We start from the raw sequence: 11,985 nt of genomic DNA on the forward strand, positions 1-11,985 counted from the left end.
CTTTCACGCCGCCGTCACCGGCGCCTTTTTCCGGCGCCGGGATTAGAATAAGGGCACTGTTTCCGCTAGGAGGCAGCAGCACTTTCGCCCGAGGTTCGGGAAGGGGGTGGGAAACAGTGGCACATGTCCTCAGCGGTTTCATGGGCCTGACCGAGAGGCTCCGCTTCTTCTTCGGCCCTGCCACCCGGCTGGATGCCGACACGCCCGTGGTGCACCGACACGACGAATTTGAGCAGGCCTCCGAAGAGGATCTTTCACATTTCGTGGTGGAAACCGATTCAACGGGCCACCACTACGCAGTGCGCCGGGAAGACCTGGACCGGGAGTCCTGATACGAAAAAGCCGGGCTGCCGTTACCAAAGTAACGGCAGCCCGGCTTTTTCGTGCCTGCTCAGCGGCCGGTGCCGCCGTAAACTGTCGCTTCGCTTTCACTGTCCAGGCCGAACGCCTGGTGGATCACGCGCACGGCCTCGTCCAGCAGGTCAGCGTGGGTTACCACCGAGATGCGGATTTCAGAGGTGGAGATCATGTTGATGTTGATGCCGGCATCGGACAGGGCCTTGAAGAACGTGGCCGAAACGCCGGGGTGTGACCGCATGCCGGCGCCGATCAGGGAGAGCTTGCCGATCTGCTCGTTGTATTCAATGGCCTCGAAGCCGATCTGGTCCTGCGCTGCGTGGAGGGCGGCCAGGGCATCGGCACCCTCGACGATCGGCAGGGTGAAGGAGATGTCCGTCTTGCCCGTGCCGTGGGTGGAAACGTTCTGGACGATCATGTCGATATTCGAGTGGGCGTCGGCGATGACCTGGAAGATCGCAGCGGCCTTGCCGGGGATGTCGGGAACGCCGACCACGGTGACCTTCGCTTCGGAACGGTCGTGCGCAACGCCGGAGATGATTGGCTGCTCCAAGGCAACTCCCTCTTGAGTGGTGATCTTGTCGTCGGCGCCGGGAATGACCCAGGTGCCTTCATGCTGGCTGAATGAGGAACGGACGTGCAGCGGCACGCCGAACCGGCGGGCATATTCCACGCAGCGAAGGTGCAGGATTTTCGCGCCCGAGGCGGCGAGTTCCAGCATCTCCTCGCTGGATATGGTGTCGATCTTCTGGGCTGAGGGGACAACGCGCGGATCGGCCGTGTAGATGCCGTCGACGTCGGTGTAGATTTCGCAGACATCCGCTTCGAGCGCCGCGGCAAGTGCCACAGCCGTTGTGTCCGAGCCGCCACGGCCCAAGGTGGTGATTTCGTTGGTGGCCCGGCTCATGCCCTGGAAGCCCGCAACGATGGCGATGTTGCCCTTGTCCAGCGCAGTCCGGATACGGTGCGGGTCGACGTCGATAATCCGGGCTTTGCCGTGGATGCCGTCCGTGATCATGCCGGCCTGGGACCCGGTGAAGGACTGTGCGGACGCACCGAGCTTGTTGATGGCCATGGCCAGCAGCGCCATGGAAATGCGCTCCCCGGCGGACAGGAGCATGTCCATTTCGCGGGCGGGGGCGGAATCTGTCACCTGCGCTGCGAGGTCCAGGAGCTCATCTGTCGTGTCGCCCATTGCCGAGACGACAACCACCACCTCGTTGCCGGCGTCCTGGGCATCGACCACGCGCTTGGCCACGCGCTTGATCCCCTCGGCGTCCGCCACGGAGGAGCCGCCGAATTTCTGCACGATGAGCTGTTTGGTCACCGCGCCGGCGTCGGGCGCCACCTGCGGCTGGGTTGCGTTGTGCAGTTCGGTAGTGGGCGTACTCATGCGCGTACCTTCATCGGATCAGTTGGAGTTTTGGAGGCCATGAAGCCTGGCGGCGCGACTTCCTCCGACAGTTTATCGCCGTGCCCGGAGGGACGTTGAATTATGACCACATACCGGCCCACGATGGGACTGGCATGAAGGCGGCGGCCCGGCCGGACAACGCCCGGACGGCCTGTCCGGGGAAAGGAGTCCACGCATGGCCGACGATTGGCAGCTCCCCGATCCGCAACGGCCCGGGCCCTACTTCGAACCCATCGGACGGGACGACGGCGGCCGCCAACCGCTGGGCGACGAGGCGGCTGAATCCACCGCCGGTCCGGTGTTCGGACCGGCGGTGCGGGCAGCGGCGCTGGACTGGTGGCGGGTTGTGCATACCCTGCGTTTCTGGTCGTCCACCATGGGCGCCGCCGTCGCCATGGGGGTTGTTGTGGGGACGCTTTCCTTGCTGTTCGGGGGTGCGGACGAGCCTGCCGGATCGATGCCCGTGACTGCCTATCTGCTCGCGCTCCTGCTGTTGCCGGCTGCATCCGCGTTCGTGGCAATGCACTGGGGCATGGACTGTTGGCGCAGGTCCGTGGGGCCAGGTTGGCCGGCCGGCCTGGTGGCCCCGATCGTGGCTTCGATCATGCGCAGCCTGGTATTCGCGGTGCTCATCCTGGCCGTCCTCCTGGCCCTGGCGGCGATGGCCGGGCAGCATGCAACACCGGCAGCGGTCTCCGCCGTGGTGGCGGCGGTCGAGGCCGGGTTCTTCAGCGGCATGGGGACGGCAGTGGCGTCCCTGGTGCGGAACCGCGCCTGGGCCGGCGTTGCGGGGTGGTTCGTGGCCCTGTTCCTGGTGGCCGGCGGCATCGGGACCTGCGTCCTGTTGCTCCCCGCCGTCCGTTCTGAGGAACCGGTAACTGTGGCCATGAATGTTCAACAGGCTCAGGATGGGACCTTCCTGGCCTATGAATGCTCAAGGGTCCAGGCAGGAACCACCGAGGTTTACCGGACCGAGCGCATCATGTGGCTGGCCGCATCCAGCCCCAGCGTGGTGTTCGTCATGCTTGCTGCCGGGCAGGACGCCGCGAAGGAGCCCTTCGGCTGGTTGTCGTCCCGACTGCAGGAAGCAGCAGACGGAACCCAGGTGCCATGCGTCAACGGTGAACCATTGGGCGGGGAGGCCACGCACGTGCCTCTGGGTGCTACCGGCCTGCTGATCCAGGGCGTCGTTGCCGGCGCGCTGGTGGCTGGAGCCCGGATGGCGTCCAAGCGGCGGCGACTTCGGCAGGAAAATCCGGCCGTGCCCGATGCTGCAGCCGACGGGGAGCCGGTCAGGCCAAGGCGTTTCGACGGCCTTCGAAGGCGCGGCCCAAAGTGACTTCGTCCGCGTATTCGAGATCGCCCCCCACCGGCAGGCCGGACGCCAGGCGGGTGACGGTGATACCGATCGTCTTCAGCATGCGGGCAAGGTACGTGGCCGTGGCCTCGCCCTCCAGGTTGGGGTCTGTGGCGATGATGACTTCCTGGATGGCGCCGTCGTTCAGCCGCGTGAGCAGTTCGCGAATCCGAAGTTGCTCGGGCCCGACGCCGGCAATGGGATTGATCGCACCGCCAAGTACGTGGTACCGGCCACGGAAGGACCGGGTGCGTTCCACGGCCAGGACGTCCTTGGACTCCTCCACGACGCAGATCACGGCAGGGTCCCGGCGCGGATCCCTGCATATGTTGCAGAGTTCCTGTTCAGTGACGTTGCCGCAGACAGTGCAGAACTTGACCTTGTCCTTGACCGTGGTGATGGCCTCGACCAGCCGTTTCATGTCCTGGGGATCGGCCTCGAGGATGTGGAACGCCAGCCGTTGCGCCGACTTGGGTCCCACCCCTGGAAGGCGTCCGAGCTCGTCAATCAGCTCCTGGACAGCACCTTCGTACACAATTCCCTCTTTAGTTCGACATGGATGGCGGGCAGGTCAACAGGTGCGGACCAACGGTTTGCGGCGTTGTGGCCGGTCAGTACCGGGGCGTTATGGGAGTGCCGTCGTTGGACCGTTCCTCGATCAGCTTTCCGCCCAGAATACGCTCCACCGCCGCCCGTCCGAACACACCGGACTCCTCGATGGTTTCGTCGTCGGCGCTGGGGATGTCCTGGACGTACGCGCTGGGTGCAGTTGCGGCCCTGGCGGGCGCCTTGGCCCGGCCGGCCTCGGCTTCCGGGCTGTTGGACAGCCGCTGGTAAAGGCTTTGCCGCGTTTCAGGCCGCCCTGCTGAGGGTGCGGCCGCCGGAGCCTGTGGCCGGGACGGGGCAGTTGTGGCAGGCCCGGCTGATGCCATGGCCAGTTCGGGTTCCGGAGCAGGCTTGGCCTCAACCGGCTTGTACGTTTCCCGGACGGAGTCCGCACGACTGTTGTGGTTGACCGCTCCCACACCCCAGTCGGCCTCGGCCGTGGCCCGGGTTGCGCTGGCGGGGATGGCAGCCGGCACTTGCGCAGTGGCCGGTTCGTAATGCGGAGCCGGGGCCGGGGGCGCCGGTTCGTTCGCGGAAGCACTGACAGACGGTGAACCCACGTTGGTCTTGTCTCCAACCACCCAAACGCCGGGGGCCTGCTCGACGGCCCGGGCCCAGGGGTCGTGGGCGGCTACCGCAAAGGGGGCCTCTCCGTGTGCGGAATTGCCGGAAGGGGAAGCTGCCGGTTCCGCGTTAGGCGCGGCTTCTGTGCGGTTGCTGCCGGAAGGCCGGTCCGCGCCGGCGGTCGAGGCAGGCACTGCGGTGGGGCCGGAAGCAGGGGCCGAAGGTTCCCAGTCCATGGGGGGCTCTTCATCCAGCGGCGGAGCGTCCTCGTCCCGGGGCGGGCCCCAGTCGTCGTCCGAATACGAGTAGTCTCCGGCGGCGGAGGGGTAGGGCGACTGCGACACGGCGGGGCCGGATGCGTTGCCCGGGGCTCCAGTGCCTTCAGAGCCCGGCCGGACGGACTCCCGGCGCTGGTTCTTACCAGCGGGCGGAGCGGCTGCAGCGGATGCCGGAGACGACGCGGCCTGGGCGGATGCGGAGGCAGGTGCCGATACAGGGGCTACGGCTGGTGCCGGCGACGCGGGTGCAGGTACTGGTGCTGCAGCCGGCGTGGTTGCGGCAGCACTGTCCGCCGTGGCCTCGGATGATGTGGCGGGGGCCGGAGCAAGCCCCCAGGCAACGTCAGCTGAAGTGGCCGGAACCACCGGGCTGGCCGGCACTTTTGGGTTTGGCTCAGAGCTCGCCTGGCTGGCGCCGCCGGCAACCGCGTTGATCTGCAGATCGATGCCAACCGTCTTGTGGATGGCCTGGCGCAGATTGTCGGAGTGGTCCGCCCGGCCGAAGGCTCCGGCGAGTCCGGGCGTGGTGAAGGAGAGGGTCAGGGTGCTGCCGTCGAAGGCGCTGACCTGTGCGTTGGGTTCCACCAAGGCCCAGGTGCTGCGCTTGATCTTCGACAAGGTCTGCAGGACATCAGGCCAGGCCCTGCGGAGGACTTCAACATCGCCCATTGCCGGGGAAGCTGCAGGGGCGGACCGTGCAGGTTGCTCCTGTGGCGCCGGAGGCGTTGCCTTGGGGGCTGCTGCCGCAACGGGCGCCTGGGCTGGGCGGCCGCGGGCCGGCTCCTCCACGGGCCAGTCGTTGGTGCTCACGCGTGGGGGAGTGAGGGAGTTGCGTGCATCCTGCGCGGACGCTCCCTGGCTGCTCGCGGAAGCCGGACCTGCAGGGGCTGCCGGTCCCGCGGAAGGAGCCGTCGCCGCAGGGGCGGCCGATCCGGCCTGGGCGGGAGCGGCCTGTTCGGTTTCCTGCGTGCGAACGGCGGGCGCCGGCGAGGCATTCGATGGCTGGTCCGCCGAATCCCGGCCGGGGTGGGGAACGGGCCGGGCGGCTTCCTCGGCAGGGTGTTGGCTGGGTGACGCAGGGCCGGACGCCGGTCCGGCGGGCACCTGCGCCTGGGCGGGGGTGGCTGGTGCCGAGACGGGGGCCGCTGGTGCCGAGACAGGTGCCGCTTGTGTGGGGGCGGAGGCAGCCGGTGCGGGCGCCGAAGGCGCTGCCGCGGCTGCCGGCAGGGCCGTTGCGGCAGCGCCGACGTCGTTCCCGGCGTAGTTGAGCCGCCGCTCCACCCGGTCGATCCGTGCCGCCATGCCGCGTTCGTTCTGCTCGGAGCTGGGCAGGAGGATCCGCGCGCACAACAGTTCAAGGTGCAGCCGCGGTGACGTGGCTCCGGTCATCTCGGTCAGGGCCGTGTTGGTAACGTCCGCAGCCCGCGACAGCTCTGCGGCGCCAAGGTTGTGCGCCTGGTTCTGAAGCCGTGCGATCTGGTCCGCCGGCATGCCGCGCAGGATGGCATGCGCGCTCTCCGGCATCGCCTGGACGATGATGAGGTCGCGGAAGCGTTCCAGCAGGTCTTCCACGAACCGCCGCGGATCATGGCCTGTCTGGATGACGCGGTCCACGGCCCGGAAGACCGTTGCGGCGTCAGAAGCGGCCACGGCCTCCACGACGTCGTCCAGCAGCGAGGCGTGGGTGTAACCGAGGAGCGCAACGGCGAGCTCGTAGTCCAGCCCGTTGGGTCCGGCACCTGCCATGAGCTGGTCCAGGACGGACAGGGAGTCGCGGACGGATCCGCCGCCGGCCCGGATAACCAGGGACAGCACGCCGGGAGCCACCGGAACATTCTCCTGGCGGCACAGCAGCTCAAGGTAAGCCATCAGCGGCTCCGGCGGTACCAGCCGGAACGGGTAGTGGTGGGTCCGGGAGCGGATGGTGCCGATGACCTTGTCCGGCTCCGTGGTGGCAAAGATGAACTTGATGTGTTCCGGCGGCTCTTCGACGATCTTCAGGAGGGCGTTGAACCCGGCCGAGGTGACCATGTGGGCTTCGTCGATGATGAAGATCTTGTAGCGGTCCCGGACCGGGGCGTAGGTGGCGCGCTCACGGAGGTCCCGGGCATCGTCCACGCCGCCATGGCTCGCGGCGTCGATCTCGATGACGTCGAGGGAACCCGAGCCGCCACGGGCCAGTTCCACACAGCTGGGGCAGGTTCCGCACGGGGTGTCCGTGGGGCCTTGGGCACAGTTGAGGCAGCGCGCCAGGATGCGGGCGGAGGTGGTTTTGCCGCAGCCCCTGGGACCGGAGAAAAGGTAGGCGTGGTTGACACGGTTCTTGCGCAAAGCCGTCATCAACGGTTCGGTGACATGCTCCTGCCCGATAACGTCAGCGAACGAGTCGGGACGGTATCTGCGGTACAGGGCGGTGGTAACTGTCACAGAGAAAACCCTACCAATCCGGGCTGACATCCTGCCGCCCTGTGGGGGAATAGTAAAGACCCCCCATGCACCCGCCAGAGCCCATTTACCCTTGCTACCTTCCGGTCCTGGGGGAGTTCAACAGGATGACGCCACATGAGGGGCCGTCAAACACTTTACCTGAACATGGGGCGCGACTCGAATCGGCCGGCTGCCGCGGTGACGGAGGTGGCGCGAGGCAGGAAACGCCGGTCACGTCGCGGATTTCCATTGCTTATCCCCGGGGCAGCCATGATCATTTGTATATACACCGATTGGGGCAATCTCAAGATTGTGAGCTGCGTGGCCTGGTTGAACGAACCGGACCCGGCAGCTCAACGGTGCAGCAACAGGGAATGGGCGCATTGGGGGCGTCCATTGCCAGGTCGGGACGGAGCCTGGCGGGACTCTGAAGGTCTTGCCGGGCACGTTCGAAAACGGGTCCCGCGCGGGCCAATTGGGCGATGCGGAAAAGTTCAGGTAATCTGGTACCTGCTTTTGATTCAGAAGCAGTTGGAGAATTCGCCTAGCGGCCTATGGCGCACGCCTGGAACGCGTGTTGGGTTAACGCCCTCGGGGGTTCAAATCCCCCATTCTCCGCCGGTTGGAACCCGGCCCCGGCAGTTGCCGGGGCCGGGTTCTTTCGTTAAACCACCAGTCCTCCCCCACGGGACGGCGGTTGAGTTTCTCAGGCCAAATCAGCGGCGGGTTCGCCCAGGCGCCGCAGCCGCTCCAGCGCCGCTGATTCGCTGGGACCCTTGCGCCTGCGGATGCCGCCCAGGGCGAGATGCACGAAGCCGAGAACCAGCTTTGTGGCCAACCGTACCGGAAGCGGGAAAGGGCCCAGCCGTGGAACGGAGAGGCCCAGCATCCGGCGGTACCGGGGCTCCAGGCTGTAAACGGCGGCCGCGAACAAGACGCGGTAACCCGGCCTCAACAGTGGATGCAGGGGTGCGTTGCGAATGAACTCCACCGTTTCCTTGACCCTGCCGTCAGCCCGCAGTTCGCCCCGCTCATACCAGGCGTCCAGCTGGCTCCGCATCTGCGCCCGGGTGACCGGCGGGTCCTCCACACCCATGAGCCGTCCGGCCTGTGCCCACTCGCGGACATAGGCATCTTCTCCGCCGGGGATCGGGCCGCCCCAGATCCGGTGGGCGGCCAGGAAACCGTCCGTGAAGGCGATGTGGATCCAGGCAGCCAGCCCGGGATCGTTGGCGCTGTAGGAGCGCTCGGTGCCGGCGTTGTCCTGGTAGCTGCCTTGCACCGGCTCATGGAGGCGGCGGACGCGCCGTGAGGCCTCCTCCGCGGCGGCCGTGGAACCGTAAGTCACGGTGAAAATCCAGCGGATGGTGTTGGCCAGCCGGCGGAGGGGATCCTCGCGGAAGTTGGAATGCTCGTGCACGCCCGCCAGGGCGCCGGGATGCAGCGACTGCATCAGCAGTGTCCGGATACCGCCCACAATGGGGGACATGGAGCCGTGGACCGCCCACACCGCCGACCCTGGCAGGTGGTAGCCGGCGTCGTCGCCCTCCGCGAGCCGCAGCGACCACTCCGGTGGTGCGTCGGCATTCCCGGAGAAAGTCTTCTTGATTTCGTCCCGCCAGGTACGAACGAAATTGCGCATGAGCCATTCTTGCCCATTTCGGTCTGCGCGTCAGTCGGCGGCTTGGCCGGCAGGTAAGTCCCTGCACCTAAAGCCCACAAAAAATCCCGCATTGTGCTCCTCCAGGGTTCCCCGGCGCCCGGACCTGTGGTCCCATGGGACGTACCGTCGAGACAACGCGCGGCAACCCCCGTCCTGGAGTCAATCAATGGGCAATTATTGGGTGCCCGGTAACGGCAAACCGGCCCAGCGGACCTTTCCCCACCTGGTCCGTGCCGTGTTCGCCGCCGCTATAGTCGCGGCTGCCGCTTATGCAGTCAATCTCTCCGGTGGCCCCGCAGGTCCCGTCCGGTTGGCAGGGGAGCTTGACCGGGCCGGGACTGCCGGTGGCGTGGCGTCGGCCGGGGCGGTCCCGGGCGCGGACACCGGGGCGGCGGATGGAAGTACCGGGCGGCAGGCCTTGGACCAGGTTGGTGCCGGTTCCCTTCCGCCGGCCATCGCCTCGGATCCCAATGTCACTTTGGCCTTCCCGCATGCAGCGCTGGGCGGTTTCCAGGATCCGTCGGCGGGAGTAGTGGTAAGCCCGGCCGGTGTAGGCCGGCCGCCGGCAGGCTTCCTGATGGCGCCGCTCCAGGTGCTCGACACGAGCTCGCCCTTCGGTTTCCGGGTGAGTCCCCTCAGCGGGACGTCGGGAGACTTCCACCTTGGCCAGGACTACGCGGCCGCTTGCGGAACCCCCGTCTATGCGGCCGATTCCGGGGTGGTCCGGGCGGCCGGATGGCACCCCTGGGGTGGAGGCAACCGGGTTGAGATCGATCACGGTGACGGCCTCATCACCACGTACAACCATCTTGAATCGACTGGCGTCCATACCGGCGATCGGGTCCAGGTGGGCCAGGTCATCGCCCGGGTGGGAACCACGGGCTGGTCAACGGGCTGCCATCTCCACTTTGAGACCATCCAGAACGGCCGCTACACCAATCCGTTGAATTGGAGCTTCGTCCAGCTGCACGCCGTGGGCCAGGCACTCCCGGCCGGCATGGTTTCCTACGGCCCCGGGCCTGGGTTGTCCGACGGGAGGGTCAGCTGGACCATTCCGCTCCTGGTGGACCGGGGATTGTCCCCGGCCGCCGGGCTGGAGGCATCGCCTGGTCAGACGCCCCTGCTGCCTGGCCCCGCGCCGTCCGGTACCTTCTTTCCAATGTCCAACGGGCAGTTGACGACGCCGGCCCCGACGGCGTCTGCCCCGCCTTCGCCCAGTGCCGCACCGCCGTCGACCGATCCGGCACCCGGCAGCCCGACGGCGTCTCCGTCCCCGTCTCCCACTCAAGCGACCCCGACGCCGACGCCGACGCCTACGGACCCGAGCCCGAGCCCGAGCCCGACGCCGACGGAGCCGAGCCCGACGCCGACGCCGACGGAGCCGAGCCCGACGCCGACGCCGACGCCGACGGAGCCGAGCCCGACGCCGACGCCTACGGAGTCGACGCCAGCACCTGCCCCGACGACGGTGGAGCCCGCGCCTGCCCCGACGGCGCCTGAGACGACGATTTCGCCAGCACCTGCCCCGACGACGGCGGAGCCCACGCCCGTCCCTACGACGATTTCGCCAGCACCTGCCCCGACGACGACGGAGCCCACGCCTGTCCCGACGACGTCCTAGACGGGAAAATTCTTCAACGTCGGACCCGTACACCGTGCCGACGGCAACGAATTGCCCTTATGAGCTTCCTTTCGCAAACACAGCGCCCGGCGCCCCTGTACCCGATCCCGTTGCTCCTCAACGACGGAACCAGGACGAACTTCGGCCAGTTCAAGGGCAAGGTGGTGCTGGTGGTCAATGTCGCCTCCAACTGCGGCTTCACGCCCCAGTACGCCGGCCTCGAGGCCCTCTACGGAAAATTCCGCGACCGCGGCTTCGAGATCCTCGGCGTCCCGTGTAACCAGTTCGCCGGCCAGGAGCCCGGCACCGACAGCGAAATCGCGGAATTCTGCGAGCGCAACTTCGGGGTGACCTTCCCGCTGACAGCCAAGGCGGACGTCCGGGGCCGCAACCAGCACCTGCTCTATTCCGAGCTGACCAAGTTCCGGACCGGTTTGCTGCCGGGAGCGGTGAAGTGGAATTTCGAAAAGTTCTTGGTGGGCCGTGACGGGACGGTGGCGGCCAGGTTCGGCCCCACCGTGGAGCCGGACGCGCCCAAGGTCATCGAAGCGATAGAGGAAGCGCTGGGCTGATACGCCCGGCAGGCCGAATTAAGTCTGCAGAAGCGCAGTTCTTTTGTTTTTTTCCACATCAGCTACGGCGATTCACCCCAAGTTTGCCAAATGTCTGATTGGATAAATATTACTGAAGGGTACAAGGGAAGAACGGCTTCCCACCGACCATAGAGGTAGCAATGGAGCACATCGAGGCCGAACATCCCCGGCCACGCCACTTCCTACTCCACTTGAGCGATCCCCACCTGTTGGGAGGTCCAGAACCCCTCTACGGAACCGTCGACAGCGAAGCACGCCTCATCCAGCTCTTCGAGGAAGTCAAAGCGTCCGGTGCACGGCCGGAGGCTGTGATTTTCACGGGCGACCTCGCAGACAAGGGTGATCCCGAAGCCTATGTGAAACTCCGTGCCATCGTGGACCCTGCATGCGAGGAAATCGGCGCCAAGGTGATCTGGGCCATGGGAAACCATGACGACCGCGCGAACTTCCGCCGGGGCCTGCTGGACCAGCCAGGCACCGATGAACCGGTGGACCACAGCTATTTCATCAACGGGTTGCGCGTCATTACCCTGGACACCACCGTCCCTGGATTCCACCACGGCGAGCTGAGCACAGCACAGCTTGAGTGGCTGGCACAGCAACTCGAAACGCCGGCACCGGACGGCACCATCCTTGCACTCCACCACCCGCCGGTCCCGTCGGTGCTCGATCTTTCGGTGCTGGTGGAGCTGCGCGACCAAGCCTCCCTGGCAGCGGTGGTCCGCAACTCTGACGTCCGTACCATCCTGGCCGGCCACCTGCATTACTCCACCACGGCCAGCTTCGCCGGTGTCCCGGTCTCGGTCGCGTCCGCATCCTGCTACACGCAGGACCTCAACGTTCCGGTGGGAGGCACCCGCGGGCAGGACGGCGGACAGGCCTTCAACCTGGTGCACGTGTACGAGCACACGATTGTGCACTCCGTGGTGCCGATGGGCCGTGGCGCCACCGTGGGTGAATACGTCTCACCCGAGGAAACCGCCCGGCGCCTGGCAGCTGCCGGAGTCCGGATTCCGGAAACCGCCAAGCAGCGCCGCAGCACCAAGCAGGGCATGACCAGCAGCAAATAGGAGCGCCGGTCCCGGAGATGGCCCGCCGGCAGGTC

The 11,985-nt window shown here is 66.8% G+C and carries 9 protein-coding genes, 1 tRNA gene, 1 other RNA gene and 1 pseudogene; 7 read left to right on the forward strand and 5 right to left on the reverse strand.

The features are described 5' to 3' along the window. Positions 1-116 precede the first annotated feature (116 nt). Positions 117-332, forward strand: coding sequence for a hypothetical protein (locus ACX5I6_RS07910; RefSeq protein ID WP_018763156.1), 216 nt, complete (start codon positions 117-119; stop codon positions 330-332). Positions 333-391: 59 nt separating this feature from the next. Here the strand turns inward: ACX5I6_RS07910 and ACX5I6_RS07915 are convergent, their stop codons facing one another. Next, on the reverse strand, positions 392-1,750 hold the full coding sequence (locus ACX5I6_RS07915; RefSeq protein WP_285247322.1) for an aspartate kinase: 1,359 nt from the start codon (positions 1,748-1,750) through the stop codon (positions 392-394). Between the two features lie 196 nt (positions 1,751-1,946). On the opposite strand from ACX5I6_RS07915, the gene ACX5I6_RS07920 reads away from it, so the two are divergent. After that, positions 1,947-3,110: a hypothetical protein gene (locus ACX5I6_RS07920; protein WP_461840095.1), complete on the forward strand. Its 1,164-nt coding sequence runs from the start codon at positions 1,947-1,949 to the stop codon at positions 3,108-3,110. On the opposite strand, the gene recR is transcribed toward ACX5I6_RS07920, so the two are convergent. The 3 genes from recR to ffs form a co-directional block, all read right to left on the reverse strand. Next, positions 3,064-3,663, reverse strand: a complete 600-nt coding sequence (gene recR / locus ACX5I6_RS07925; RefSeq protein ID WP_018763158.1) for a recombination mediator RecR — start codon at positions 3,661-3,663, stop codon at positions 3,064-3,066. The genes ACX5I6_RS07920 and recR overlap by 47 nt on opposite strands. A gap of 76 nt (positions 3,664-3,739) precedes the next feature. Beyond that, positions 3,740-7,033, reverse strand: coding sequence for a DNA polymerase III subunit gamma and tau (locus ACX5I6_RS07930; RefSeq protein WP_461840096.1), 3,294 nt, complete (start codon positions 7,031-7,033; stop codon positions 3,740-3,742). A 21-nt stretch (positions 7,034-7,054) separates the two neighbouring features. Continuing rightward, an RNA gene (ffs, locus tag ACX5I6_RS07935) (signal recognition particle sRNA small type) lies at positions 7,055-7,151 on the reverse strand. Positions 7,152-7,536: 385 nt separating this feature from the next. On the opposite strand from ffs, the gene ACX5I6_RS07940 reads away from it, so the two are divergent. Further along, positions 7,537-7,621 (forward strand) — tRNA-Ser (locus ACX5I6_RS07940). A gap of 88 nt (positions 7,622-7,709) precedes the next feature. On the opposite strand, the gene ACX5I6_RS07945 is transcribed toward ACX5I6_RS07940, so the two are convergent. Further along, positions 7,710-8,645, reverse strand: coding sequence for an oxygenase MpaB family protein (locus ACX5I6_RS07945; RefSeq protein ID WP_461840097.1), 936 nt, complete (start codon positions 8,643-8,645; stop codon positions 7,710-7,712). A 598-nt stretch (positions 8,646-9,243) separates the two neighbouring features. On the opposite strand from ACX5I6_RS07945, the pseudogene ACX5I6_RS07950 reads away from it, so the two are divergent. From ACX5I6_RS07950 to ACX5I6_RS07965, 4 genes and pseudogenes are all read left to right on the forward strand, one after another. Continuing rightward, a pseudogene (locus tag ACX5I6_RS07950) lies at positions 9,244-9,549 on the forward strand (M23 family metallopeptidase); the annotation flags it as partial. A gap of 65 nt (positions 9,550-9,614) precedes the next feature. Then, the gene (locus ACX5I6_RS07955) at positions 9,615-10,166 is read left to right on the forward strand and encodes a hypothetical protein (RefSeq protein WP_461841760.1); all 552 of its coding nucleotides are present in this window, start codon (positions 9,615-9,617) and stop codon (positions 10,164-10,166) included. Positions 10,167-10,346: 180 nt separating this feature from the next. Further along, entirely contained in the window at positions 10,347-10,859 is a 513-nt protein-coding gene (locus ACX5I6_RS07960; protein ID WP_109045877.1) for a glutathione peroxidase, read from the forward strand. Between the two features lie 161 nt (positions 10,860-11,020). Next, the gene (locus tag ACX5I6_RS07965) at positions 11,021-11,950 is read left to right on the forward strand and encodes a phosphodiesterase (RefSeq protein WP_461840098.1); all 930 of its coding nucleotides are present in this window, start codon (positions 11,021-11,023) and stop codon (positions 11,948-11,950) included. Positions 11,951-11,985: the final 35 nt, after the last annotated feature.

Source organism: Arthrobacter sp. MMS24-T111 (assembly GCF_054888995.1).